This window comes from Xanthomonas sp. WCS2018Noco2-27 (assembly GCF_031843525.1).
Classification (GTDB): Bacteria; Pseudomonadota; Gammaproteobacteria; order Xanthomonadales; family Xanthomonadaceae; genus Xanthomonas.
Map to the genome: position 1 here is coordinate 451,047 of NZ_JAVTIK010000002.1, position 26,041 is coordinate 477,087.

Below are 26,041 nucleotides of genomic sequence, written 5' to 3' on the forward strand. Positions count from 1 at the left end.
TTCTGCATTCGGAAAGACAGCGCCATGACCATGCCGACCGACTCGATTTCCTTCCATGCCCGCCTCACACCGCACCGGCTTGCCGCGCGCGACCTGTTGCTGGAGCAGGAATGGACATATGCCGAACTGGACACCTTGATCGGCCAGCTCGCCGCCCTGCTGCAGATGCGCGGCTGTGTCGACGGCGAACGGCTGGCCGTGCTCGCCCGCAATTCGGTCTGGCAGGTCGCGCTGCACTTCGCCTGTGCGCGGGTCGGCGCGATCTATGTGCCGCTCAACTGGCGACTGAGCGGCACCGAGCTGGACACCTTGCTGCAGCGTGCGCAGCCGCATCTGCTGCTGGGCGACGATGTCGCTGCCGGACGCGCTCATGCGGAAGCGCTATCGAGCTTCATCGACAGTGCCAAGGCGCTGGCGCCCGCCGAAACGTCCTACATCCCGCCCGAGCGCGTGAGCCTGATCCTGTTCACCTCGGGCACGTCCGGCCAACCCAAGGGCGTGATGTTGAATGAGCAGAATCTGCAGCAGGTGGCCCACAACTTCGGCGTGACCACACGTGTGGATGGCAACAGCAGTTTCCTGTGCGAAGCGCCGATGTTCCACATCATCGGCCTGGCGACCAATGTGCGGCCGGCGCTGGCGCTTGGCGGGTCGATCCAGGTGTCTAGCGGCTTCGAACCGAAGCGTACATTGAGCTGGCTCGGCAACCCGGCGCTGGGCATTACCCACTACGTCGGCGTGCCGCAGATGATGCAGGCGTTCCGCAGCCAGCCCGGTTTCGATCCGTCAACGCTGCGTCACCTCACCGCGCTGGTCAGCGGCGGCGCGCCGCATGCCAGCGACGATCTGCTCGGTTGGCTGGACGATGGCATCCCCATGGTCTGCGGCTTCGGCATGAGCGAAGCCGGTACGGTGTTCGGCATGTCGGTGGATTGCGACGTGATTCGTCGCAAGCTCGGTGCGGCGGGGATTTCGTCGCCGGGCGTGCAAACGCGGGTGGTGGATGGCGATGGCAACGACTGCCCGGCGGGTATGCCTGGCGAACTGTTATTGCGCGGCCCCAACCTCAGCACCGGCTATTGGCGCGACCCGCAGGCCACTGCGGAGATGCGCGACGCACAGGGCTGGTTCCGCACCGGCGATATCGTCAAGCGCGATGCCGACGGCTTTTTCTGGGTGGTGGACCGCAAGAAGGACATGTTCATTTCCGGCGGTGAAAACGTGTATCCCGCCGAGATCGAAGCGGTACTGGCGGATCACCCGGACATCCGCGAATGCGCCGTGGTCGGCATCGCCGACCCACAATGGGGCGAGGTGGGCTACCTGGCGATCGTGCCAGCCGCTGAGGCGACGGATCTGGAGCAGATCCGCAGCTATCTGGTCGAGCGCCTGGCCAAGTACAAGGTCCCCAAACACCTACGCCTGGTCGAGGCCTTACCACGTACGGCAACCGGCAAGCTGCAGAAGGCGCGGTTGAAGGATGCCTTGGCAAACGATGCCTGATAGCGGTAGCAAATGTGCGGCGTGGGCGTGCGCATTGCCGCCCACACTTGGACTTTGCTTACTCGGATCACCGCGATGAATATTGCTCGAGTATTCCGGTGCGGGACCAGCCGGGCACCATGCAGCGTTCAATTCAGCGCGCCTCGCATTCCGCGAATACGGCCGCACAGTGCAACTCCCCAGGCCAGTGCTGCATCGCATCCGTCCCGGTCGACGATGCAGCTCCCGCTTGTGGGATTCCATCGTCGGTTATGCAGACGCATCCAGCAGGATATCGTGCTCGCCAATCTGGTCGTCCACCCACACCGCGCCTTGCTGGGCCATGAGCGCCAGCTGGTGTTCCAGCTCGCGCATCAACAACCGCACACCGGGTTTTAGGATGGCGCTGCTGTCGCGATAGATCACGCCACCTGCGCGCGCCTGCGACGGCTGCTGCAGCTGGAAGGCCCGCAACTCGCCGCGTGCGATGTCGCCTGCCACCATCATGCTTGGCATCACCGCAATGCTGTCGGTGCCGAGCAGAATCTCGCGCGTGAAGCTTGCAGAGCTGGAACGCAGTTGATCGCGTGTGGCCAGCCCATGTTCGCGCATGACCTGCGCCACGTCGCGCTCCACATGCTGACTCAGCGTCGGCAACACCTGTCGGTACGCGGCCGCTTCGGCGATGCGCACCGGACCATTGGCAAACAAGGGATGGTCGCTCCGCGCCACCAGCGCAATCGGATCCTGGTACAGCACCTTGCGGACCAACGCATCGTAGCGGGCCAGCGGATACAACCGGCCAACGACCAGATCCACCTCGTTTCCGGCGAGCTTGGGCAGCAACTCATCGGTACGGCCATGCAGCAGGCGCACACGCAGCGTGGGCTCTGCACGGTATAAGGCAGCCAGCACCGACGGTAGCAGGCCGCTCGCCGCCACCGGCAACGCGCCGACGGTGATGGTGAGCGCATCGTCCTGCAGCAGCCCTTCGAAGGTGTCCTGTGCGCGGCGCAGCTGGCCGAGCACAACGTGCGCGGTCTGCACCAGCACCTCGCCCATCGCATTGGGACGCACGCCACGCGAATGGCGTTCGAACAGGGGCGCACCGACGATCTCTTCGATCTCCTGCAAGGCACGCGTGAGTGCAGGTTGGGTGACGTTCAATACGCGTGAGGCGCGGAGCAGGCTTTTTTGCCGATCCAGCGCCTCGATGACACGTAGATGCCGGACCTTGATGCGGTGTTCGAAGAACACGGAGGACATGGTCATAGGGGGTGGGCCTTACGTTGGAAAGTCGGATGGCAACGCCCGGCCAGCGACCGGGACGCGCAGCTCAGCGTGCCTCGGGCACACGCCGGGTCTGCATGAAGTCTTCGAACGACTCGCCGCGCATGATGGCGTAGACCTGCAGATTGGTCGTGCGCACCACGCGGGCGAACTTTTCGATCACAAAAAAATTGGCGCCGTACTGCACCAGTCCGAGCCAGTCGCGCGCACGGATCAGCGCTTTCTCGTGTTCGGTGAGCTCGGCTTCCTGCATCAACACTTCCGCGTCCTGCAAAAAACGATCGCGCCACGGGGCGCGGATCATATGCCAGAAGAAACGATTGAGGCGCAGTGCGCGATTGCTGGTGCGCAGATCGAACAGGTAAGTGCCGTCGATCTTGTCCATGCCGTGTACTTGCGGATTCATATGCAGGCCCTCATGCCGCGTTGGCGGTGCGCGCCAGCAGCTCTGCCGAGCGCGGCGCATCGGCGCGTTCTTCGCCCGGCTCGTACAGCACCACGGTCATCGCGGTCGTCGTCATCAGGTAGTAGTTCTGATGCAGTTTGCGGATCGGCCCATCCAACGCACCGCGCATTGCCAGCCACATGATCTGCTCCACGCTCTCGGCACCGCCCAGACGCACATAGTCGGTATGGGTGAGATCGGTCAGCGTTTCCGGCGCGTGCTGAAAGCGGTCCAGAAACTCCATGTCCCAGTCGGTGTTGTTGAAACCGGTGCGCTCGCCATGGATCTGGTGCGACAACCCGCCGGTGCCGACCACCACCACTCTGAGATCTTCCGGGTATGACTCGATCGCACGGCGCACCGCCTGGCCCAGGCGGAAACAGCGGCGTGCGGTCGGCAGCGGGTACTGCAGGACGTTGATCGCAATCGGCACCACCGTGCCCGGCCAGTCCGGCACATGCGGCCACAGCAGCGGCAACGGCGCCGCACAGCCGTGGTCGATCGGCTTGTCCTGAAATACGGTCAGGTCGAATTCGTCGTTGACCAGGCATTCGGCGATATGCGCCTGCAGCTGTACATCGCCACGGATCGGAGGCAGGTTGCGCAGCCCTGCGCCCTCGTCGGCGACCGGAAAGCGCTCACCCACGCCCAGGGCGAAGGTCGGATAGAGATCGAAGAAGAAGGTCGTGCAGTGGTCGTTGTAAAAAAACACCAGCACGTCGGCCCGTTGTTCGGCCAGCCACTCGGCCACCGGCGTGTAGCCGTCGAACAAGGGCTTCCACACTGGATCCTGTTGTTTGCCCTTGTCGTAGGCCACTCCGATGGTGGGAACGTGCGAGGTTCCGATGCCGCCGATGATGCTAGCCATGCTTTGCTCCTGCTGCGCACCACTGCCAGGAGAGGCAGAGCGCACGTCATTGATTGAGTCAGGATCGACGATGCAATGGATCCCAACACGGACGACCAACCACTGCGGATCTCCAAAACGGTATCCTTGGGATCCAAAGTGCCATCAAGCGATCTCATCCGCAAGGTTTTTATACAAGTAATTGCTAGTTTCCCCTTCGAAGGAACGTGCGCTGCGGTACGGCGCGAGAGAATGGAGCCAATGGCGAACAACCACCGATTGCAAGCGGTCCAGCAGCTACGCGAATTGATCCTGTGCGGCGCTTTTGCCCCGGGCGAGCGCATCACCGAGGCGGCCCTGGCCGAGCGCCTGGCCATCTCGCGCACGCCCATCCGCCAGGCATTGCCGGCGTTGTGCCAGGAGGGTCTGCTGGTGCAGGTCGGCAACCGTGGCTATGCGGTACGGCGTTTCAGCCAACAGGAAAGCCTGGATGCACTGGAGGTGCGCGCACTGATGGAGGGCATGGCGGCGCGTACGGTGGCCGAACAGGGCGCGTCGACCGCATTGCTGTCCACCCTGCACGCCTGTCTGTGCGAAGGCGACCGGCTGTTTGCCAAGCGCAGCCTCGATGCCGGCGATGAGCAGACCTACGGCGCGATCAATGCCCGTTTCCATCGCGCCATCGTGGTGGCGGCGAACAAACCGATCCTCACCGAGACGGTAGACCGCTGCACGCTGGTGCCGTTCGTCAGCCCGGTCAACGTGGTGTTCGGTCAGCGCTCGGCCACCCTGGCTTACGACGATCTTTATTATGGACACCGGCAGCATGGCGCGATCGTCTCTGCCATCGAACAACGCGATGGCGCGCGGGCGGAGTTGCTGTTCCGCGAACATGCCAATACGCAACGGCACAGCATGGGCATGTGATGCCTTGTAGGTGCACGGGGCCGAGCAGTGGCAATGGCATCGATGCGCGTGGAGCAGATGTCGGCCATACCTGCGACGCAGGACCACGCATAGAGCAAAACATGGCTACATTCGACCATGCACGCCGACCAAGACGGTCGGCGTGCAGGGCAGCTTGCTTGCGCTATAGCGAGTGCACGAACATCAGGTTGAAGGTGTTTCCGGCCACCGAGTTCTTGACCTCGACCGGCAGGTAGACATTGAAATTGAGCACGTTCTTCGGGTCCAACCGCCACGAGAGCCCTGGCCCCATGTAGAACTGCGTGCGTTTGCTGTCGGGCACGCGCTGGCCATTGGTCCGGTTGTCTTGCAGCTGCCGCAGGTAGAAGCCGTTGACACCGACCCGCAGCTGCTCGGTCACCTTCACCGAGCTGGCAAAATTCAGCCACGCCAGATCGCCTGCCTGGCCGTTGCGGAACTGGAAACCGGGAATTGGCGGCACTCCACCGGCACGGTCGGTGCGGAAGTTGTACATGTAATGCAGCCGCATGCTGACCTCCCAGTTATCGGTGGGCTGTACCGTGAATGCCCAATGCGGCGAGAACGACCAGTAGCCGGTGCTCTGGTTGATCGCGATGTCGCGATCGAACTTGCCCACCGGTGCAAATGCCACCAGTGCGAAGCGCTGAAACAGCAAGATCCGGTCGTTGCGCATCACCGGCGGCATCTGCAACGCCGCCCCGACCGCGATATCGCCAACGCCGAATCCGTTGTCGCTCAACCGCACCGGGCTGTCGGCGGCAAACGAGGCATTTTGGTTGACCAGCGGCACGATGGCATCGACGGAAATCGTGCCGCCCAACCATTTGTAGGGCGTCACGTAGATGAGCTGGGTCAGCGCTGCCGAGCTGCTGATCTTCGGATCACGAAACGCCGGCGAATCGTTGCCTTGCGCATCCAGCACGGCATTCAGGTGCGCATGGCGCAGATACTCGATCACCGTCCAGCCAGGTTGGGTGGAGCCAAAACCATCGAAAAAACTGGTGCCCCCCAGGTTGATGCCTTGCGGCACCGGAACTGTGTCAGGCACGGCCTGTGCGAAGGCCGCCGCCGGCGCCAGCGCACCCAGTAGCAGAGTCAAGCTGCCGGCGCGCAGGCGATGCGACCGGAGCGATGAGCGACGACGACCAACAGACGAACATGCGCGTTCCACTAGGCGATTCTCCAACGAAGATGGGCGATTGAGGCAACGCGACTGGGGGGAGAGCAGTGTCGAGATGTCGCCTGTAAGGGCCGGCGGCATCGTTGAACAGACAGACAGCGATCAATCTCGGTCAGTGCGCCTCGACGCGCAGCAGCAATGCGCCGAGGCGTTGCTTGAACAACCATTGGTTGTCCTGGTGCACCAGCACATCGTCGAAGGTGCCGATCAGTGCAGGCGCCTGCGCCGTCCAGGGGACAGACGCGTCGGCCTGCGGTGCGCTGTAGAGCAGCACATGGCTCTGCGCATGGGCCAGCGTGCTCGATTGGACGCTGACCAGGGTATTGAGCATCAAATGACAGGTGTTGCGTGGCGCGCGAGCGCGGAAGGCCTCCAAGATCGCTTCGCGTCCATGCACGGGCACATCCGGCGCGCTCGGTCGTGCAAAGACGCCGTCGGCAGTGAACAGCGCAGCCAACGCCTGGTGCTCATGGCGGTCGTTATGCAGGGCGAACCGGCGAATCAGCTGTTCGCACGCAACGATGATCGAAATATCTGCAGACACGCAGCAGCCTCCCTTGGCGGTGGAATGACACAAACAAAGCGCTAGCGATACTTCAGCGCAGGGCAATGACCGAGACGACCGAACTGCCGCCGCCTGCGGTACGGGCGATCACGTGCTCAGCCACTCGCGCAGCGCGGTGCTCACCGCAGCGGGCGCTTCCACCGGCGCCATATGCCCGCAATCTTCGAATACGACCAGGCGCGCCTGCGGAATCTGCCGCGCCATATCCTGATGCCGTGCCAGCGGGCTCCAGGCATCCTGGCGCCCGACCCCTAGCAAGGTGGGGCAGCGAATCTGCGCAAGCACCGGCGCGGCATCCGGGCGCTCCAGCAACGCGTTGACCTGGCCAGCGAAACTCTGCGCGCTCTGCCGCTGCACCATTGCGCTGAGGTCTTGCATCAAACCGGTATCGGCGCTGCGTGCGGGGTGCAGCATCGGTGGCAACCAGGCCAGCGCCAGCGCATGCATGCCTTGCGTCTGTGCCAGATCCACCAGCGCTTGGCGCTCCTCGCGTTCGCCATCGCGACGCGGTGCAATGCCGGTATCGAGCAGTGCCAGCTGCGTCACCCGCTCGGGCGCCTGACGCATGATGTCCAGCGCAACCCGCCCGCCCATCGAATGCCCGGCCAACGCAAACTGTGGCGGTGCGCCAGCCAGCACGTGGGCCGCCATCTGCACAATGCTGTCGAATCCGGGGAAATCCAGCACCTGCACATCGGCCAGATCCGCCAGCGCGTCGCGCTGCGGTTGCCAGATGGCGGCGTCGCAGAGCAGGCCGCAGAGCAGCAGCAAGGTGGGTCTGGAGGTGTGCGAAACGGAAGTCATGGCGCGACTGTAGCCACGCCGGCCGCATGCGTCGTATGGAAGATGCGGCCTACGCTATAAGCCAATAGACATAGATCGTCAGCTATGCCGGCTAGCCACAGCGCAGGCCGGCAGACGCGAGGTGGCTTACGCGCCGCCGGAGGCGCGCTTCCACAGCACATCGACCAGCGGCGGCAACCTGCCGGCGAGGCCAAGCGCGGCACCGCGCAACAGGGTCAGGTGCATTTCGTCGTTGGAGAACACCGTATTGATCGCATCGAAGCCATAGGCGGCCACGGTATTGTCGCTGCGGCGGGTGCGCGCCCAGCGTTGCAGGCGATGCGGCGCGGCCCAGTCCGCACGTTTGGCGAGCGCGCCGCGCACTTCCTCGCGCAGCGCAGCGACATCGCGCAGGCCGAGGTTGACGCCCTGCCCCGCCAATGGATGCACCACATGCGCAGCGTCTCCCAGGGTCAGCACGCGGCCACTGACGTACTGCTCCACCAACTGCCGTTGCAGTGGGAATGCAGCGCGTGCGGATGTCACACGCACCTCGCCCAGACGCGCGGCAAAGGCTTGGGTCAGCTCGCGCGAGAACGCCGCATCGTCGAGCGCCAGCACGCGCTCGGCCTCGCGATCGGGCAAGGTCCAGACAATCGAACTGCGGCCTTCGGCAAACGGCAGGAATGCCAGCGGCCCAGTGGTCAGAAAGCGCTGCCAGGCCGTGGCCTGGTGCGGTTGTTCGGTCTCCACGAAGGCAACCACGCCGCGTTGTGCGTAGGCGTGCCGCGACACTGGCAAGCCGGTCAAGTCGCGCAAGGTGGACGACGCGCCATCGGCGGCGATGGCAATCGCCGCTTCCAGCCGACTGCCATCGTCCAGCCGCAGGCGCACGCTGTTGGCGTCCTGCTCCAGTTCGGCCACGCGCGCCGGGCAATGCACTTCGATCCCCGCGCTATGCACGGCCGCCCACAGGCGATCGACCAGCAGCGCATGTTCGACGATCCAGCCAAGTTGTTCGCGGCCCAAGGTGTCGGCATCGAAGCGCAGCTCGCCGCCACCGCCGGCATCCCAGACCCGCATGCGCCGATACGGCTGCACGCGCCCCGCACGCACACTGGCCCACACGCCAAGACTGTCGAGCAGCGCGGCGTTGTCGGCGGCGAAGGCATAGACCCGCAGGTCGGGCTGATCGGCATGCCAGCGCGCGGGCTCGCGCCCTTCCACCAGCGCAACGCTCAAACCCGCGTCGGCCAGCGCCAGCGCACAGGCGGCACCAACCACGCCACCGCCGACGATCACCGCATCGCGCGTACCGCGGCGGCTCATGCGATCCCCCGGCACAGCTGCGGCACATCGCCACGGAACCCCATCGCCCCGCCGACCAGCATCGATTGCAGCGGCGCGGCCTGCGAGGTCGCGAGCAATCCCAGGCTGCGCAGCGGCCGCAGCAACGGTGCCGGATTGCCGGTCAGCCGCGCCAGCCCGCTGGAGAAGCCGATCGTCTGCTCGCGGTCCACGCGTCGACGCGCCACATAGTCGGCCAGCAGCGCGCCGGCCCCGGCATCGCTGCGATCGTGTTCGATCAGCTCTGCCAAGGTCAGCGCGTCGCGCAATCCCAGATTGAAGCCCTGCGCACCGATGGGGTGCAGCGTCTGCGCGGCGTTGCCGAGCAACACCACGCGCTCGGCGATCAGGTTGTTGGCCAGCACCTGCACCAGCGGATATGCACTGCGTTCGCCGCTGGCGACAAAGCGCCCGGCGCGCCAGCCGGCCGCGCGCTGCAGCCGGGCCAGCCAGCCAGCCTCGTCGAGCGCGGCGACCGCATCGGCCTCGGCGCGCGCCACACAGTGGATTGCGCCGTAATGACGGTCGCCCCGCGGCAACAGCGCGGTCGGCCCGTGCTCGCCGAAGCGCTCCCACGCGGTGCCATCCGGCGGCCTGGAGGCGCGCACGCGCGCCACGAACAAGGTCTGCAGGAAATCGTGCGTGTCGGTCTGGATATGCAGCAGTTCGCGCACTGCGCTGTGGCTGCCATCGGCACCGACCACCAGCCTGGCGCGGACGCGCTGCTCGCCGTCGTCGGTCGCCAGCCGTAGCGTGCGCACGCCATCCTGCACCGGTTCCACGCCGATGCAGCGCGCCGGGCGATACCGGCGCAGCTGCGTCAATTCGTCCAGGCGTGCCTGCAGGGCGTCGCCGAAGTCGCGGGCCACCACCACTTGCCCAAAGCTGTCGCGTCCGTAATCGGCGGCGTCCAGTTGCACGCGCCCGAAATCGCCGGCACGACTGACGTGGATGCGCCGGATCGGCCCGGGCGGGCTACGCAACTTGGCCATGACGCCCAGCACGCCCAAGGCGTTGACGGTGGCGGCGGCGAAACTCAGATTGCGTTGATCGAACACGGCCGGCGGCGTGCCGGCTGGCGTGGCTTCCACCAGCCCGACATCCAGGCCGAGGCGGTCCAGCGCAATCGCCAGGCTGGAGCCGACCAGGCCGCCGCCAACGATCAAAACGTCATGTGGATATGTCATTCGCCCATGATAAGCCCTCGCCCGCAGCGCATCGCGCGCGCCGGATGAGACACGTTGACGCGTCCAGCCGGTATGCCGTTGTCATGCCTGCCGATGCCCGGCGCAGCGTAGGCCAGGCAGTGGCGCGGGCACGCCAGGTTCCACGCTACACTCCCGCACCTGTAATCCGGCAACCCCCGCGCATGACTTCTCGCTCGCACGACACCCTGATTTTGAGCCTGCTCGCCGTCCTGATGGCGGCCACACGGATCAATCACTTCGCGCCGGTCCCGGACGCGTCCTGGGCGGTGTTTTTCATCGGCGGGTTTCATCTGGCTGCGCGCAGCAAACTGGCGTTTCCGCTGCTGATGGGCCTGGCGGTCGCGGTGGACTGGCTGGTCATCACCCAGCAAGGCATGAGCTTCTGGCAGCACTACTGTGTGTCGCCGGCGTACTGGTGCCTGATCCCGGCGTACTTCGCGCTGTGGGCCGGGGGTGTGTGGCTGCGCCGGCACTATCACGGGGCCCAATGGACTGCGCTGGTCGCGCTGGTGCCTGCCCTGCTCATCGCCGTGGCGCTGTGTCAGCTGATCGCCCAGGGCAGCTTTTACTGGATCAGCGCCAGCGTGAGCGAACCCACCCTCGCCGGCTGGTTCAAGAACTACAGCGACTGGCTCTGGCCGTACCTGCGCAGCGCAGCGCTGTACGTCGCGGCCGCAGCCGTCATCCAGGTGGTTGCCGAGCGCCTGGCTGCGCCCCATCGCCAGCGCCAGGCCGGCTGAGCCATGGGCAACCGGCTCTCACGTATCTATACGCGTACCGGCGACGACGGCAGCACCGGGTTGGGCGATGGCAGCCGGACCGGCAAGGACGCCTTGCGCGTCAACGCCTACGGCACCGTGGACGAGGCCAATTCGGCGCTCGGCGTGCTGCTGGCCGCACCCGGCGTGCCCACTGCGATTGCCGAGCTGCTGACCACCGTGCAGCATCAGCTGTTCGACCTGGGCGGCGAGCTCTGCATCCCCGGCCATGCCGCCATCGAGGCGGCCGACATCCAGGCCCTGGAACGCCACCTGGACCACTTCAACGACAGCTTGCCGCCGCTGCAGGAGTTCATCTTGCCGGCCGGTGGCGAAGCGGCCGCGCGCTGCCACCTGGCGCGCACCATCGTGCGCCGGGCCGAGCGCGAGACCGTTGCGCTGTCGCGCCAGGAGTCGGTGCGCAGCGAGGCGATCGGCTATCTCAATCGGCTCTCCGACCTGCTGTTCGTGCTGGCCCGCGTGCTGGCACGCGTGGATGGTCAGCAGGAAGTGCTGTGGCGGCACGACCGCCGGCGCGGTTGAGCATGTGCCTGGCGCGGCGGACAGGCTAAAGTCATCTCATGCTGGTCTTTACCCATCCCGCCTGTCTCGGTCACGACGCCGGCCCTGAGCACCCCGAAAGCCCCGCCCGCCTGGAGGCGGTCGTCGACGCTCTGCGTGCGGCCTTTCCGGACCTGGACTGGCGCGAGGCGCCGCTGGCCAAGCTGGGCGACCTGTGCCGCGTGCACGAGCGCGAGCAGGTGGACGCGGTGCTGGAGACCGCGTTCGAAGGCTATCGCCAACTGGATATGGACACCCGCATGGTGCCGGCCTCGCGCGCGGCTGCCCTGCGCGCCGCCGGTGCCGGCATCGCCGCCGTGGACGCGGTGATGCAGGACCTCACCCGCACCGCCTTTTGCGCTGTCCGCCCACCCGGCCATCACGCCACCGCGCAGGTGTCGATGGGGTTCTGCCTGTTCAACAACATCGCCGTGGCCGCCGCCCATGCACGCGACCGGCACGGGCTGGAGCGCATCACCATCGTCGATTTCGACGTGCACCACGGCAACGGCACCCAGGCGATCTTCGAACGCGACCCGGCCGTGCAGTATCTGAGCACGCATCAGTCCGGGCTGTACCCGCATTCGGGCAGCGTCCATGAGCGCGGCGTTGGCAATATCCACAATCTGTTGCTGCCGCCAGGCAGCGATGGCTTGCGCTTCCGCAACGTGTGGGAAGACGAGATGCTGCCGCTGATCGATGCCTTCCGCCCGCAGCTGATCCTGATTTCGGCCGGCTTCGACGCGCATCTGCGCGATCCGCTGGCCGATCTGATGCTGGACGACGATGATTTCGCCTGGCTGACCGGCGCGCTACGCACCCTGGCCGAGCGGCATGCGCGTGGCCGGGTGGTGTCCATGCTGGAAGGCGGTTACGACCTGCAGGCCTTGCGCGAAAGCAGTGTTGCCCACGTCGCCGCACTGCGCTGACCCGCCGCGGCACGCCGGTCGCGCCACGGTTTGCGATGAACCTCGTCCTCTTCACGCTGGAGCTCTTCATTGCCCCTATGCGGGGTATGCGGCAAGCTAGTCGCCATTTTACTGGTTGAATCCACGCGTGCGCCGAGTTCTCCGCCTGCTGCCCCTGCCCTTGAGCATCGCCATCTGCCTTCCGGCCATGGCTGCCGACAAGCCGTTGAATTGGGGACTGTGCCCGGCCGTGGACCCGCTGCCTGGTTTCGATGGCGCGCCCGCCGCCGACCCTAAGGCTGCCGAAATGCGCCAGCAGCTGCCGACCGACATCGAAGGCGACCAGCTGTCCGGCACCAGCACCACCCCGCAGTACCAGGGCAACGTGGCGCTCAAGCGCGGCGACCAGTTCCTGGGCGCGGACAACCTGCGCATGGATACCGAGACCGGCAACTACATCGCCGAAGGCAATGTCCGCTACCAGGACACCTCCTTCCGTATGGTCGCCGACCGCGCCGAGGGTAATCAGGACACCGACGCCCACAAGGTCTCCAACATCCAGTATCAGATGGTCGACCGCCGCGGCAATGGCGTGGCGGAATCGGTGGACCTGCAGGGCCAGGTCGGCCAGATGCATCGCTCGACCTACACCACCTGCGATCCCTCGCAGCCGATCTGGCGGGTGCGCGCGCCCGAGATCGACGTCGACAACGAAGAAGGCTTCGGTACGGCGCGTAACGCCGTGCTGCAGATCGGCAAGGTGCCGGTGCTGTACTTCCCGTGGTTCAAGTTCCCGATCGACGACCGTCGCCAGACCGGCCTACTGTTTCCGCAGTTCGGCCTGTCCGGGCGTAACGGGTTCGACTACCTGCAGCCGATCTACTTGAATCTGGCGCCCAATTACGACGCCACCTTGTTGCCGCGCTATATGAGCAAGCGCGGTTTCATGTTCGGCACCGAGTTCCGGTATCTGTACGACGGCGGTCGCGGCGAAATCACCGGCAACTACCTGCCCAACGACAAGTTGCGCGAGAAGGACCGTGGCAGCGTTTTCTACAGCGGCTACCACAACGTCAACAGCCATTGGCAGGCGCGCAGCAGCATTTCCTGGGTCAGCGACACCCGCTATGTGGAAGACTTCACCAGCCGCTTGAACGGCATGGGCTCGGCGTCCAGCCTGCAGAGCACCATCGGGATCTACGGCACCGGCGAAACCTGGACCGCCGGCCTGATGGCCGACCGCTGGCAGCTGACCGACTACACCCTGGACGAGCGAGCCCTGCCCTATAACCGGCAGCCGCGTGCCTTTTTCACTTGGGAAAAGCCATTCGGTATTTTCGAAGCCGGTGTCTATGCCGAGGCGGTGCGATTTACGCATGACGACTCATATCAGGTGAACTTCGTCCCGAACACCAACGGCAATAACAACAACAACGGCGACGAATACGTCCGGACCAATATCCGTAACTTTGACTATGGCAGCGGCTCGCGCCTGGACGTCAAACCCTATATCTCTATGCCGTTGTCGGGTGCGGCATGGTTCGTGACCCCGACGGTGGCCTGGCGTTACACCGCCTACCAACTCGATTCGACGCTGGCCAATACTGCGCCACTGACCGGCGACCGTTCGCCCACGCGCAGCCTGCCCATTGCTTCGCTGGACGCCGGCCTGTATTTCGATCGCGAGACCTCGCTGTTCGGCACCAACTATCTCAATACGCTGGAACCGCGCATGTACTACCTGTACGTGCCCTACCGCGACCAGGACGACCTGCCGGTCTTCGACACCCGTCCGTTTACCTTCAGCTATGGCCAGCTGTTCCGCGACAGCCGCTATACCGGCGCCGACCGTCAGAACGATGCCAACCAGCTGACCCTGGCGGTGACGTCGCGTTGGCTGCGCCAGGACGACGGCCGCGAGAAATTGTCGCTGAGCGCTGGCCAGATCCTGTACTTCAACGACTCGCTGGTCACCATCAACAACAGCACCAATTCCGCTGCCGGCAGCGAACAGCCCATCGAGCAGGGTAAGTCCGCCTGGGTGGCCGATGCCAACTACATGATCAACGACCGCTGGTCGATGGGCGCCACCTATCAGTGGAACCCGAACTCGCGCAAGGAAGATCTTGCCAGCCTGCGCACCCGCTATTTGCTCAACAACGACGGCATCATCAACCTGGCCTACCGCTACCGTCGCAACCTCATCGACAACAGCGACCAGCTCAAGCAAGCCGACTTCTCGTTCCTGTATCCGATCAATCCCACCTGGAGTGCGGTCGGTCGCTACTACTACTCGCTGCTGGACCGCACACCGCTGGAAATCATCGGCGGCGTGCAGTGGGACAGCTGTTGCCTGGCAGTGCGCGCGCTGGTACGCCGGTTCGTGCGTAACCGCGACGGCGAGATGGACAACTCCATCCAGTTCGAGTTCGTGCTCAAGGGCTTGAGCTCGTTTGGCCAGAACACGGACCGCACTTTGCGCCGTGCTATTCTCGGCTATTACCGCGACGACCTGTACCTGGTCCCGCCCAGCAACACCACGACCAATCCGGACGATTACGATCCGAACCTGATTCCATGACCAAGCCTTTCTCTGTTCTTCTTGCCTCGTTGCTGGTAATCACCAGCACGGTCTCGCCGGTGGCATCGGCGCAGCAATCCCAGCCGCTGGATCGTATCGCCGCTATCGTGGACGAAGACGTGGTGCTGCAGAGCGAGCTCGATCGCGCTGTGCGCAACGTCAAGTCGCAGTACGCCGGTCGTGAAAACCAGCTGCCGCCTGACGATGTCTTGCAGCGGCAGGTGCTTGAGCGCCTGGTGCTGGTCAAGCTGCAGATCGGCCGTGCCGACGGCAGCGGCATCCGCGTCAGCGACGAGGAACTCAACCGCGCCGTTGCCAGCATCGCCCAGCAGAACGGCACCACCGTGGATGGCTTGCGCCAGAAGCTGGCGGCCGACGGCATGGCCTACGGCGATTTCCGCGCCTCGGTGCGCGACGAAATCATCGTGCAGCGCCTGCGCCAGAGCTTTGCGCAGAGCCGTATCAGCGTGAGCGAAGGCGAGGTGGATACCGCACTGGCCCAACAGGCCACCACCGGTAGCCAGTATCACCTGGCGCATATCCTGGTGGGCCTGCCGGAAGGCGCGAACGCCGACCAGATCGCCACCGGTCAAAAGAAGGTCGATGGCGTCAAGGCCTTGATCGACAAGGGCGAGTTGGACTTCTCCGCCGCAGCGGTGCGTTATTCGGATAGCCCGAACGCGCTGGAAGGCGGCGACCTGGGCTGGCGCAGCCTGGACGAAATCCCCAACGCATTTGCCCAGCTGATCCGTGACATGCAGCCTGGTCAGGTGGCCGGCCCGCTGCGTGGTCCAAGCGGTTTCCAGCTGCTCAAGCTGGTGGAAATGCGCGACGCCAATGCCGGCGGCGAAAAGAAGATGGTCACCGAGTACAACGCGCGCCACATCCTGGTCCGCATCGGTGACAACCAGACCGACGCGCAGGCCAAGGCCAAGATCGACACGCTGCGCGCCCGCGTTGCCGGCGGCGCTGATTTCCAGGCGACGGCCAAGGAGTCCTCCGAGGACACCAACAGCCGCGGCCAGGGTGGCGACCTGGGTTGGTTCCCGGCCGATGCGTTCGGCCCGGATTTCGGCAAGCAGGTTGAGGGCTTGGCCGATGGCGCCGTGTCCGAGCCGTTCCGCACGCAAGCCGGTTGGCATGTCGTGCAGCGCGTCGGCAGCCGCCAGACCGACGTCAGTGCCGAAAACCAACGTGCACAGGTCCGTGAAACGATCGGCCGTCGCAAGCTGGAGGAGGAATACAACCGCTACCTGCAGGAACTGCGTGGCGAGGCCTATGTGAGCTACCGCACCGGCGATCGCGCCGACGGCAATGCCACCGCCGAGCCGACCAAGCCGGCAGAACCCGCGGCCCCGACCCCGCCGCCGGCACAGCCGGCGCGCTGAGTCGATGATGGTCCCGTCGCTCGCGCTGGTGCCAGGCGAGCCGGCCGGGATCGGGCCGGAGCTGTGCATCCGGCTCGCCCAGCAGCCGCGCTCCGATGCACAGCTGGTTGCGTATGCCGATCCCGACACCCTGAACAGCGCCGCAAAGGCGCTGTCTTTGTCTGTGCGCCTGCTCGACCCCGATCAGCCGGCACGCATGCCGGGCGACCTACCGCTGTTTCCGATTCGCCAGCCCGTCCCGACCCGCTTCGGCACTGCTGACCCGGCCAATGCAGCGGCCGTGATTGCCGGCCTGCTTACCGCTGCCGGCGACTGTCTTGCCGGCCGACGGCAAGGCATCGTGACCGGCCCGGTGCACAAGGCAGTCATCAACGCCGGCGGGATCGCCTACACCGGCACCACCGAATTGCTGGCCGATCAGGCCGACTGCCCGGTGGTGATGATGCTGGCCAACAGCATCGTGCGCGTGGCACTGGTGACCACACACCTGCCGCTGCGTGCAGTGGCCGATGCGATCACCGCCGACGCCGTTGCGCGCTGCCTGCGCATCACCCACGCCGCGATGCGTCGCGACTTCGGCCTGGAGCACCCACGTATCGCCGTGCTCGGCCTCAATCCCCACGCGGGCGAAGACGGCCACCTGGGCCGCGAAGAACTGGACATCATCATCCCGGTGCTGGAGCAGCTGCGCGGCGAAGGCATGCAGCTGATCGGCCCGTTACCGGCGGACACTGCCTTCCTGCCACAGAAATTGAGCGGCTTCGACGCGGTAGTGGCGATGTACCACGACCAGGGCCTGCCGGTGCTCAAGTACAGCGGTTTCGAGCAGGCGGTGAACATCACCCTGGGCCTGCCCTACCCGCGCGTGGCGGTGGATCACGGCACCGCGCTGGAACTGGCCGGACGCGGCATCGCCGATCCATCCAGCCTGATGGCGGCAACCGCGTTGTGCGCACGCTTGGCGGCACGCGGCTAAGCGCGCGCCCCACCTGCGCGATCGCCGCAGGTTATGAGCGTCTTACCTTACTGTGACAGCCTGGACGCGCAGCACCGACACCGCGTGCAGCCGCCGGCTCCGTTAAACTGCGCGCATGAATTATTCCTTCAGCGCACCGGCCAAGAAGTCGCTTGGCCAGCACTTTCTTGCCGACCGGTATTACATCGACCGGATCGTCCAGGCGGTGGACCCGCGCGCCGGCCAGCACCTGGTCGAAATCGGCCCCGGTCAGGGCGCGATCACCTTCCCGCTGCTGCGCAAGCATGGCGCGTTGACGGTGATCGAGTTCGATCGCGACCTGATTGCTCCGTTGACCGAGGCCGCCGCACCGATCGGCGAACTGAGCATCATCCATCGCGACGTGCTCAGCGTGGATTTCACCGAACTGGCCAACGGCACGCCGATCCGCCTGGTCGGCAACCTGCCTTACAACATCTCCTCGCCGATCCTGTTCCATGCGCTGGACCATGCCGCTGCGGTGGCCGACATGCACTTCATGCTGCAGAAGGAAGTGGTCGACCGCATGGCCGCCGGTCCCGGCAGCAAGGTCTACGGCCGGCTCAGCGTGATGCTGCAGGCGTACTGCGAGGTCACCGCGCTGTTCGTGGTGCCACCTGGCGCGTTCCGGCCGCCACCGAAGGTGGACTCGGCAGTGGTGCGACTGGTGCCGCGCGACCCGGCCACGGTGATGATCAACGACCGCCGTCGCTTCGCCGATGTGGTGCGCGCCGGCTTCGGGCAGCGCCGCAAGACCCTGCGCAATGCCATGTCCACCGTCTGCGAACCCGCGCATTTCGAGGCAGCCGGCGTGCGTCCGGATGCCCGCGCCGAACAACTCGAGGTCGCCGATTTCATTCGGCTGGCCAATGTCGAGCTGGCTTGAGCGCCGCTCCCACACCGTTTTATTTAGACTTTTCCCATGCAAGATGATCCGCGCTATCGGGTCGAGGTCGAGGTGTCGCCGCGCTTCCTCGCTCATCAATCGACCCCGGAAGAAGGCCGCTATGCCTTCGCCTACAGCATCCGCATCCACAACGCGGGCGCCGTGCCTGCACGCCTGATCGCGCGCCATTGGCAGATCACCGACGCCAACGGCCGCACCGAGCAGGTGGATGGCGAAGGCGTGGTCGGCGAGCAGCCATGGCTACGCCCCGGCGAAGCCTTTCATTACACCTCCGGTGTGCTGCTGGAAACCGAGCAGGGACAGATGCAAGGTCACTACGACATGGTGGCCGACGATGGCACCGAATTCACCGCCCCGATCGCCGCCTTCGTGCTGAGCGTACCCAGGACGCTGCACTGATGACTGCTGGATTGATGGAGCGCACGCGATGAGCGTCTGGGCAATTGGCGACCTGCAAGGGTGCTACGACATTACCCAGCGGTTGCTGGAAAAGATCAATTTCGACCCCGCACAGGACACGCTGTGGTTCTGCGGCGATCTGGTCAACCGCGGCGGGCAATCGCTGGAAACGCTGCGTCTGGTGCATTCGCTGCGCGCGCACAGCGTGGTGGTGCTGGGCAATCACGATCTGTCGCTGCTGGCGATCGGTGCGCGCTCGGAGGAAGAGCAGCGCAAGGTCAATCCGGATCTGCAGCGCGTCGTGCTGGCCGAGGACCGCGACGTGCTGCTGGACTGGCTGCGCATGCAGAAGCTGGCCCACGTGGATCGCGAGCTGGGCTGGATGATGGTCCACGCCGGGCTGGCGCCGAAGTGGACCACGCAGCTGGCCGAAAAACATGCGCGCGAAGTCGAACAGCAGCTGCAAGGCGGCGGCTATCGCAAACTGTTGCGCAACATGTACGGCGATCAGCCGGGATGGTCGCCGGGCCTGAGCGGGTACGACCGCAGCCGCGCGATCATCAACCTGTTCACGCGCATGCGCTATTGCACGCCGCGCGGCCGCATCGCCACCGACGACAAGGGCACGCCGGGCACGCAGGCACAAGGACTCTACCCGTGGTTCGAGGTACCGGGCCGGGTCGAGCGCGATCTCAAGATCGTGTGCGGGCATTGGTCCGCGCTGGGATTGACGATCACCCAGGGCGTGCATGCCATCGATACCGGCGCGGTGTGGGGTGGCAAGCTCACCGCCCTGCAACTGGATACCGACGAATTGCGCGTGGTGCAGGTTCCGGGGCGCGAAGTCACTGCCCCGACCACACCTGCCGCGAATGCTCCACGGCGTCCACGCGAAGGTCAGGGCCGCCCGCGCGGGCGTGGCCGCGGACGTGGCAATGGTGGCGGCAATGGCGGTGGCAATGGCGGTGGCGGCAACAACGCGGGAAATGCGGGTAGCTGCACGGCTGCACCGGCCAAGCCACAGGGTGGCGTTGTTCCTGAGTAAGAGCGACTCACCAACCGGCTGCGCCCCCATGCGGGCGCAGCCGGTGCTCGGACCGGCATGTGCCACGCGTACGCTGCGCTCCGGTGCGCCGTCCACGGTCATCGGGTAGCCGCTCGCTAGGTTTTTCTTTACCGGCGCTTAGTTGCATGCAATCGGGCGCGCTGATCGCGCGCTGCGTCCTTGCCGGCTTAGCGACGCAGGTAATCCACAAAGGAAAACGCAAACGCATGGCGGTCATCGGCCGCATGCGTCTGGCGATGCGCTGGCACCCATACCGCCGGGTCGATCGGTGGAAAGTGCGTGTCGGCGCCATCCACCGCGGTGTCGACCTCGGTCACCGCCAGCACGTCGGCGCGCGCCATCGTCAGGCGATATACCTCGCCGCCGCCGATCACGCATAACTCCTGCGCGCCCTCCTGCTCGGCACGTTCGATCGCCTGATCGACCGACGCCACCGCCTGCATGCCCTCGAACGGCACTTGCCCCGAGCGCGTCAGCACCAGGTTCAAGCGCCCCGGCAATGCACGCCCGAGCGATTGCGCTGTCTTGCGCCCCATCAGGATCGGCTTGCCCATCGTCAGCGCCTTGAAGCGCTTGAGATCGTCCGGCAGTTTCCACGGCAGATCGTTATCGCGCCCAATGGCGTTGTTGCGGTCCAGCGCCACCACGAGCGAAAGCTTCAACATCACTGGACCTTCTTGTTTTCAGCCATGGAACCGCACAGGAGTTTGATCCCGGAGATGGCATCCAGCACGTCCTGCTGCAGTGGCGCTGCGCCCGGCCTGTCGAATTTGATCCAGGCAAACGAGGTACCCAAGGGCACCAGCCACTGCGTCAACCGCGTGCCATCGGCACGCGAGGCATCGGTACGGTAAGTCTGCTGCGCATCGAGTTCGACCCATTCGGCCTTTTCACGTGTCAGCGTCTTGTCCAACTGAAACGTCACGGCGGCCAATCGCTCCATGCCCTTGGCCGAATTCAGTTGGCCGATTGCCGGTGGGCAACTCATTTCAATCGTGACCGGCCCGATCGCACCGGGCTGCACGTTGGTCAGCGTGATGATCGCGCTGGCGTCGACATTCGGATGCGTCGGATTGGACGGCGCGACCGTCGCAGTCACACCATCGGGCAACTGCATGCGACCGGCCGGACCACGCACGGTTTCGGCGAACGCCACTGCATTCGTCGACGCCAGCCCGATAAAGCCGATGAAAACCAGCAAACGCATCTGCATACGCTCCTCCTTGATGACGTGACTCCTAGACCGCCACCGGCGCCTTGATCGCCGGATGCGGGTCATAGCCTTCGATCGCGATGTCCTCGAAGCGGAACGCGAACAGGTCTGTCACTTCGGGATTCAGGCGCAAGGTCGGCAATGCGCGCGGGGTGCGCGTCAGCTGCTCGCGCGCCTGTTCGAAGTGATTCGAATACAGATGCGCATCGCCCAACGTGTGCACGAAATCGCCCACGCCCAGGCCGGTGGCCTGCGCCACCAGATGGGTCAGCAGCGCGTAACTGGCGATATTGAACGGCACCCCCAGAAAGAGGTCGCCGCTGCGCTGGTAGAGCTGGCAACTCAGTTTGCCGTCGACCACGTAGAACTGGAACAGGCTGTGGCATGGCATCAATGCCATCTGTGGCAGCTCGCCGACGTTCCAGGCGCTGATCACCAGCCGGCGCGAATCCGGGTTGCGTTTGATCTCATCGACCAGCCACTGCATCTGGTCGATCTCGACGCCGTCCGGGCCGGTCCAACGCCGCCACTGCTTGCCGTACACCGGGCCAAGGTCGCCATTGTCGTCGGCCCATTCGTCCCAGATACGCACCTGGTTGTCTTTCAGATACCCGATGTTGGTATCGCCCTGCAGAAACCACAGCAGCTCGTGGATGATCGAGCGCAGATGCAGCTTCTTGGTGGTGACCAGCGGAAAGCCGGCAGTGAGATCGAAGCGCATCTGCCAGCCGAACACGCTGCGCGTGCCGGTACCGGTGCGGTCGGACTTTTCGGCACCGTGTTCCAGCACGTGCTGCAGCAGATCCAGATACGGCTTCACTTCGCCGCCTCCACCGTTACGGCGGTCGGCACCACCGGCTGCAACACCGGCGCGCGGCGCGACATCGCCAGCAAAACCAGGCCCACCGCGATCAACGGCAAGCTCAGAATCTGGCCCATCGTCAGCCAGTTGAAGGCCAGATAGCCGATCGGCGCATCCGGCACACGCACGAATTCCACGATGAAGCGGAACACGCCATACAGCAGCGCAAACAGCCCCGACACCGCATAGCGCGCGCGCGGCTTCATCGAGAACGCCCACAACACGACAAACATCACCACGCCTTCCAACGCGGCTTCATACAGCTGCGACGGGTGACGCGCGAACCGATCCAATGCGCCGGCGGCGTACTGCGCGTGAATCTGCGCTGGTGCGATATCGGCCAGTTCCGGCGCATGCGGGAAGATCACGCCCCAGCCGGCCTGCGTGAACTTGCCCCACAACTCGCCGCCGACAAAATTGCCGAGCCTCCCGAAACCAAGGCCCAACGGCACCAACGGCGCGACAAAATCCATCACGTCGAAGAAGTGCAGGCGATGCTTGCGAGCCCACAGCCAGCAGGCGATCAACACGCCCAGCAGCCCACCGTGGAAGCTCATGCCGCCTTCCCACACCTTGAACAAAATCAGCGGATTGGCCAGGAAGGTCTCGAACGCATAAAACAGCATGTAGCCGATGCGCCCGCCCAGCACCACGCCGAGCATGCCGTAGAACAACAGGTCGGAAAAACCGTCCATGTCCACGCCGGGCAGACGGCCGCGCAAGATGCGCGAGCGGCCCAGCGCCCAGGCCGAGAAGAAGGCGGCCAGATACATCAAGCCGTACCAGTGCACCTGCACCGGGCCAAGCGAGAAGGCGATGGGGTCGATGGCGTGCAGATAGATCATGCGGACCGCGTATCACAAAAAAGCGAGGCGTCTATTCTGACACCTCGCACGCCTTCAGCCTAAGAGCTGGGGCCGATCGGGCAGCTCGTCTTCATGCTGCATTTCCGCGCCACGCGGGAAATGCTCGACCAGCAGCTCGGTCACCGCTTCGATCCCCGCCAGGACGGCCACCTCGTACTGGCGCTCGCGCAGGAACTGCTGCATGCGCCGGCACACTTCCGTCCACTGCGCCTCCGGCACCTGGCTGCGCAAGCCGCGGTCGGCAACCACTTCGATGGCGTGGTCGGCCAGCAACAGATAGATCAGCACTCCGTTATTGGCTTCGGTGTCCCAGGTGCGCAGCTGCGCGAACGCCTGATCGGCGCGCTGGCGAGCGGTGTGTGCGCTCCACAGCGCCCCTAGCGGCAGGTCCGCTTCGACCGCCACCATGATCTGGCCGGTATGGCTGCGCTCGCTGGCGGCCACCGCCGCCGTGATCGCATCCATGCAACTGGTAGGAAACCTGCGTTGCGCCGACGGCGCAAAAAGATGCTTGAGCCACCGCATTACCAGCTCCCCGAGGCGCCACCGCCTCCCGATGATCCACCGCCGCCGCCCCAGCCGCCGCCGCCAAAACCACCACGGCCACCGCCCCCGAATCCTCCGAATCCACCACCGCCCCAGCCACCGCCGCCGACAAAGCGCCCCGGTGAGCCGGAGACCAGGCCCGCCAACAGACCGATGACGGCTGCACCGGCGCTGGCGAACAGCAACGAGGTAAACAGCAAGGCGGCGCCCCCGGACGCAACGCCGGTCAGCACGGCGCGCAGCGGACGCGGCAGGGCGCCGAGGATGCCGCGCGCCACCATCGCGACCACAAAACCGATAAACAGCGCCATGATCCAGCCACTCCCGCCTGCCCCATTGCCGACGCCACCCTCGGCGTGCCCGCTGACCGGTTCCGGGAGAGCTTCTCCTTCGATCAGGCCCGCCAGCGTCGCGGTCGCATCGCGGATACCGCCGCCGTAGTCGCCCTCGCGGAACCTCGGCGCCAGGTACTCCTGGATGATCCGGTTGGCCACGATGTCGGGAATGGCGCCTTCCAGGCCATAACCGGGCTGGATGCGCACGCGGCGATCGTCCTTGGCCACCAGCAGCAGCACACCGTCGTCGACGCCCTTGCGCCCGATCTTCCATTGATCGAACACGCGCTGGGTGTACTGCTCGATCGCCTCCGGCTGTGTGGTCGGCACGATCAGGATCTGCAGCTGCGCGCCCTTGCGCTGCTGCAACGCCAGCGCCTGCTGCTCAAGCTGCTGGATCTGCGCCGCATCCAGGGTGCCGGTGACATCGACCACCGGAGAGCGCAGTGGAGGGATGGCTGCAAGATCCTGCGCCAGCACCGAGGCGGGCAGCAGCAGTAGCGCCATCATCCAAAACACCCACATGTGCGTTTTCCGCATTACCAACTCCTTGATAAGTACTGACAGTGAATCAGCACTGACACTTAAGCTTTGCTAATAAACGTAGCGAGCAGTCGTCAGGTGGGTGTGGACGGCGTGCTCAGACCGAAGTGTACGAGTGGACCATGCCGCACCAAGCACCGGCCGCGCCCGCCTGGCGGTGAGCACAGTCGTTGTGTTGGCCGCTCTTGGCTTCCCTTCTCCCTGCGGAGAAGGTGCCCCGAAGGGGGAAAATGCAGGAACGAGCGAAGCTACGTGCAGTGTCGTTACACGACGGCTTGGTCCCGTACCCTCACCCCACCCCTCTTCCGAGGAGAGAGGGGCTTGATGCCGCGCATTTGAACGTTGGTTGATCACGCAGGCGATAGGTTGCTTGCCATCGCAAACGTAGCGATTGCCTCGACATGCCGTGCAGCACACCGCGCAGTAGTTGAGACTGCGCGGTGCATGTATCTACTGTGCCGGCTGCGGCTGCGGCTGTGGCGGTTGTTGCTGCGGCGCTTGCTGATTGCCGAAGTCCACCTGCGGCGCGCGCGAAATCTGCGCTTCGTTCTCCACGCTGAAATTCGGCTTGGGCTGGTAGCCGAAGATCTTGGCGGTGATCACCTGCGGAAACGAGCGGATATAGGTGTTGTAGTCCTGCACGGTCTGGATATAACGGCCGCGTGCCACGGTGATGCGATTTTCGGTGCCTTCCAGCTGCACCTGTAGATCGCGGAACGACTGGTCGGACTTGAGCTGTGGGTAGTTTTCGCTGACCACCAGCAACCGCGACAGCGCACTGCCCAGTTCGCCCTGCGCCTGCTGAAAACTCTTGAGCGAGGCTTCATCGTCGGCATTGACCTGGATCTGCCCGACGCGTGCGCGCGCATTGGTGACTTCGGTCAGCACCTGACGCTCCTGCTGCGCATAGCCCTGCACGGTGCGTACCAGGTTGGGAATCAGGTCGGCACGGCGCTGGTACTGGTTCAGGACTTCCGACCAACCGGCTTTGACGCCTTCTTCTTTTTGCTGGATCGCGTTGTACCCGCACCCCGACAGCGAGGCGGTCAGGATCAGCAACACCACAGCGCGCATCAGGACAGACATGCAGGCGATTCCGTTGAAAGAGAGCCGCAGCATGCCACGCGCCAAGTCAAACCCGCATGCACATGCGCCTGCCAGGCGTGCGAGGGGTAGTGCGCCCCGAAACGACCGGCAGTCCCTGATGAGCAACCACGTCGATCTGCGGTCCGTGGCGACGGCGCTCGCACCCTGAGGCGAGCCCATCGACGCATCGCACCGCGCATTGACAGGCCATGCGTGCCGCGCGAGCTCACGTCCCGCTCCACCCTGAGTGCCCCAAGCGCTAGGTGCGAATGTCGTGACGCGAGGCGCGCGCACGGTCGAGCAAGACGTGCCCATCCCTGCCGAGCACAGCAGCGCGCGGCTGCCGACGCAGGATCGCCAGGCGGTGGTGCGTCTGCGCGTCTGCGTGATTAATCAGGATGTGGCGTGCGACCAGATGACCGTCAAGATCGCACGCGTTTCAAAACACCCGCGGCAGCAGAATCAACCCCCAGCACAGCAGCACATTGATCAGCAGCAGAAACACCGCTGCCGATCCCATGTCCTTGGCGCGGCCGGCGAGCACGTGGTGCTCGGGGCCATAGCGTTCGATCACCGCTTCGATGGCCGAATTCAACAGCTCGGCCGCCAACACGATCAACAACGGCGCGATCAGCGCGATGCGTTCCAGCGGCGACTGACCGAGCCAGCTGCCCAACGGCGCCATCACCACGGCCAGGCAGACTTCCAGCCGGAATGAGGATTCATGCAGCCAAGCTGCACGTAAGCCCTGCCACGACCAGATCGCAGCCTTGAGCATGCGGCGCGGTCCGCGCGGCACGTGTCCCAATTGATCGGCCATGCGTCAGTGCTTCCGGCCGCGAGGGCACGTCAGGGGACAAGAAGAACGCATGGCATGATCGCTGCTGGGGAAAGTGCGAATCTTGCACCGTGACGCTGCGCATCGCCAGCCAC

The 26,041-nt window shown here is 65.0% G+C and carries 27 protein-coding genes and 2 other RNA genes; 12 read left to right on the forward strand and 17 right to left on the reverse strand.

Translation table 11 applies throughout. The annotated features are described in order from the left end of the window. Positions 1-24: 24 nt before the first annotated feature. Positions 25-1,503 carry an AMP-binding protein gene (locus RQH86_RS07110; RefSeq protein WP_311239756.1) on the forward strand — a complete coding sequence of 493 codons (1,479 nt, stop codon included), beginning with the start codon at positions 25-27 and terminating at the stop codon, positions 1,501-1,503. Between the two features lie 249 nt (positions 1,504-1,752). Here RQH86_RS07110 and RQH86_RS07115 read toward each other — a convergent pair whose 3' ends face one another. The 3 genes from RQH86_RS07115 to RQH86_RS07125 all read right to left on the reverse strand — a co-directional run bounded on the left by RQH86_RS07115 (position 1,753) and on the right by RQH86_RS07125 (position 4,085). Continuing rightward, the gene (locus RQH86_RS07115) at positions 1,753-2,754 is read right to left on the reverse strand and encodes a LysR substrate-binding domain-containing protein (protein WP_055851169.1); all 1,002 of its coding nucleotides are present in this window, start codon (positions 2,752-2,754) and stop codon (positions 1,753-1,755) included. A gap of 64 nt (positions 2,755-2,818) precedes the next feature. Next, the gene (locus tag RQH86_RS07120; RefSeq protein WP_115512460.1) at positions 2,819-3,178 is read right to left on the reverse strand and encodes a protocatechuate 3,4-dioxygenase; all 360 of its coding nucleotides are present in this window, start codon (positions 3,176-3,178) and stop codon (positions 2,819-2,821) included. Between the two features lie 10 nt (positions 3,179-3,188). After that, on the reverse strand, positions 3,189-4,085 hold the full coding sequence (locus RQH86_RS07125; RefSeq protein ID WP_055851163.1) for a gallate dioxygenase: 897 nt from the start codon (positions 4,083-4,085) through the stop codon (positions 3,189-3,191). 231 nt (positions 4,086-4,316) lie between these two features. Between RQH86_RS07125 and RQH86_RS07130 the strand changes: the two genes are divergently transcribed. After that, on the forward strand, positions 4,317-4,991 hold the full coding sequence (locus RQH86_RS07130; protein WP_311239768.1) for a GntR family transcriptional regulator: 675 nt from the start codon (positions 4,317-4,319) through the stop codon (positions 4,989-4,991). 163 nt (positions 4,992-5,154) lie between these two features. Here the strand turns inward: RQH86_RS07130 and RQH86_RS07135 are convergent, their stop codons facing one another. The 5 genes from RQH86_RS07135 to ubiH all read right to left on the reverse strand — a co-directional run bounded on the left by RQH86_RS07135 (position 5,155) and on the right by ubiH (position 10,074). Then, positions 5,155-6,183: a transporter gene (locus RQH86_RS07135; protein WP_311239755.1), complete on the reverse strand. Its 1,029-nt coding sequence runs from the start codon at positions 6,181-6,183 to the stop codon at positions 5,155-5,157. A gap of 121 nt (positions 6,184-6,304) precedes the next feature. Further along, on the reverse strand, positions 6,305-6,736 hold the full coding sequence (locus tag RQH86_RS07140) for a nuclear transport factor 2 family protein (RefSeq protein WP_311239754.1): 432 nt from the start codon (positions 6,734-6,736) through the stop codon (positions 6,305-6,307). Positions 6,737-6,844: 108 nt separating this feature from the next. Beyond that, positions 6,845-7,561 carry an alpha/beta fold hydrolase gene (locus RQH86_RS07145; protein WP_311239753.1) on the reverse strand — a complete coding sequence of 239 codons (717 nt, stop codon included), beginning with the start codon at positions 7,559-7,561 and terminating at the stop codon, positions 6,845-6,847. 126 nt (positions 7,562-7,687) lie between these two features. Next, complete coding sequence (locus RQH86_RS07150; RefSeq protein WP_311239752.1) at positions 7,688-8,869, reverse strand: UbiH/UbiF family hydroxylase; 1,182 nt, start codon at positions 8,867-8,869, stop codon at positions 7,688-7,690. Continuing rightward, positions 8,866-10,074 carry a 2-octaprenyl-6-methoxyphenyl hydroxylase gene (ubiH, locus tag RQH86_RS07155; RefSeq protein ID WP_311239751.1) on the reverse strand — a complete coding sequence of 403 codons (1,209 nt, stop codon included), beginning with the start codon at positions 10,072-10,074 and terminating at the stop codon, positions 8,866-8,868. Before ubiH ends, RQH86_RS07150 begins: the two co-directional genes overlap by 4 nt. Positions 10,075-10,256: 182 nt before the next feature. Here ubiH and RQH86_RS07160 point away from each other — a divergent pair, with 182 nt between their 5' ends. From RQH86_RS07160 to RQH86_RS07205, 10 genes are all read left to right on the forward strand, one after another. Further along, positions 10,257-10,835 (forward strand): hypothetical protein, encoded by a 579-nt coding sequence (locus RQH86_RS07160; protein WP_055851139.1) that lies wholly within the window; start codon positions 10,257-10,259, stop codon positions 10,833-10,835. 3 nt (positions 10,836-10,838) lie between these two features. Continuing rightward, positions 10,839-11,396 (forward strand): cob(I)yrinic acid a,c-diamide adenosyltransferase, encoded by a 558-nt coding sequence (locus tag RQH86_RS07165; protein ID WP_115561359.1) that lies wholly within the window; start codon positions 10,839-10,841, stop codon positions 11,394-11,396. Positions 11,397-11,434: 38 nt separating this feature from the next. Further along, positions 11,435-12,343, forward strand: coding sequence for a histone deacetylase family protein (locus RQH86_RS07170; protein WP_311239750.1), 909 nt, complete (start codon positions 11,435-11,437; stop codon positions 12,341-12,343). A gap of 115 nt (positions 12,344-12,458) precedes the next feature. Beyond that, positions 12,459-14,903, forward strand: coding sequence for an LPS-assembly protein LptD (gene lptD, locus RQH86_RS07175; protein ID WP_311239749.1), 2,445 nt, complete (start codon positions 12,459-12,461; stop codon positions 14,901-14,903). Beyond that, the gene (locus RQH86_RS07180) at positions 14,900-16,291 is read left to right on the forward strand and encodes a peptidylprolyl isomerase (protein ID WP_311239748.1); all 1,392 of its coding nucleotides are present in this window, start codon (positions 14,900-14,902) and stop codon (positions 16,289-16,291) included. Before lptD ends, RQH86_RS07180 begins: the two co-directional genes overlap by 4 nt. Before the next feature lie 4 nt (positions 16,292-16,295). Next, entirely contained in the window at positions 16,296-17,267 is a 972-nt protein-coding gene (gene pdxA / locus RQH86_RS07185; protein WP_311239747.1) for a 4-hydroxythreonine-4-phosphate dehydrogenase PdxA, read from the forward strand. 115 nt (positions 17,268-17,382) lie between these two features. Continuing rightward, positions 17,383-18,171 (forward strand): 16S rRNA (adenine(1518)-N(6)/adenine(1519)-N(6))-dimethyltransferase RsmA, encoded by a 789-nt coding sequence (gene rsmA / locus RQH86_RS07190; RefSeq protein WP_055851119.1) that lies wholly within the window; start codon positions 17,383-17,385, stop codon positions 18,169-18,171. A 36-nt stretch (positions 18,172-18,207) separates the two neighbouring features. Further along, a complete protein-coding gene (gene apaG / locus RQH86_RS07195; protein ID WP_046964432.1) occupies positions 18,208-18,591 on the forward strand; it encodes a Co2+/Mg2+ efflux protein ApaG in 384 nt (127 codons plus the stop codon). A gap of 28 nt (positions 18,592-18,619) precedes the next feature. Then, complete coding sequence (locus RQH86_RS07200; RefSeq protein ID WP_311239746.1) at positions 18,620-19,636, forward strand: symmetrical bis(5'-nucleosyl)-tetraphosphatase; 1,017 nt, start codon at positions 18,620-18,622, stop codon at positions 19,634-19,636. A 57-nt stretch (positions 19,637-19,693) separates the two neighbouring features. Beyond that, positions 19,694-19,768, forward strand: a non-coding RNA gene (locus tag RQH86_RS07205) — sX9 sRNA. 56 nt (positions 19,769-19,824) lie between these two features. Here RQH86_RS07205 and RQH86_RS07210 read toward each other — a convergent pair. The 9 genes from RQH86_RS07210 to RQH86_RS07250 all read right to left on the reverse strand — a co-directional run bounded on the left by RQH86_RS07210 (position 19,825) and on the right by RQH86_RS07250 (position 25,928). Further along, a complete protein-coding gene (locus tag RQH86_RS07210; protein ID WP_115528209.1) occupies positions 19,825-20,319 on the reverse strand; it encodes a dihydrofolate reductase in 495 nt (164 codons plus the stop codon). Between the two features lie 2 nt (positions 20,320-20,321). Further along, a complete protein-coding gene (locus RQH86_RS07215) occupies positions 20,322-20,870 on the reverse strand; it encodes a hypothetical protein (RefSeq protein ID WP_311239745.1) in 549 nt (182 codons plus the stop codon). A 25-nt stretch (positions 20,871-20,895) separates the two neighbouring features. Beyond that, on the reverse strand, positions 20,896-21,690 hold the full coding sequence (locus tag RQH86_RS07220; RefSeq protein ID WP_311239744.1) for a thymidylate synthase: 795 nt from the start codon (positions 21,688-21,690) through the stop codon (positions 20,896-20,898). Then, positions 21,687-22,577, reverse strand: a complete 891-nt coding sequence (gene lgt, locus RQH86_RS07225; RefSeq protein ID WP_055851103.1) for a prolipoprotein diacylglyceryl transferase — start codon at positions 22,575-22,577, stop codon at positions 21,687-21,689. The genes RQH86_RS07220 and lgt overlap by 4 nt, the downstream gene beginning before the upstream one ends. A gap of 54 nt (positions 22,578-22,631) precedes the next feature. After that, entirely contained in the window at positions 22,632-23,123 is a 492-nt protein-coding gene (locus tag RQH86_RS07230) for a TPM domain-containing protein (protein WP_311239743.1), read from the reverse strand. After that, positions 23,123-24,019, reverse strand: coding sequence for a TPM domain-containing protein (locus RQH86_RS07235; RefSeq protein ID WP_311239742.1), 897 nt, complete (start codon positions 24,017-24,019; stop codon positions 23,123-23,125). The genes RQH86_RS07230 and RQH86_RS07235 overlap by 1 nt, the downstream gene beginning before the upstream one ends. Before the next feature lie 52 nt (positions 24,020-24,071). Further along, a non-coding RNA gene (locus RQH86_RS07240) (sX9 sRNA) lies at positions 24,072-24,146 on the reverse strand. Between the two features lie 326 nt (positions 24,147-24,472). Then, the gene (locus RQH86_RS07245) at positions 24,473-25,108 is read right to left on the reverse strand and encodes a LemA family protein (protein ID WP_311239741.1); all 636 of its coding nucleotides are present in this window, start codon (positions 25,106-25,108) and stop codon (positions 24,473-24,475) included. A 439-nt stretch (positions 25,109-25,547) separates the two neighbouring features. Continuing rightward, entirely contained in the window at positions 25,548-25,928 is a 381-nt protein-coding gene (locus RQH86_RS07250; protein ID WP_311239740.1) for a diacylglycerol kinase, read from the reverse strand. Between the last annotated feature and the right edge of the window lie 113 nt (positions 25,929-26,041).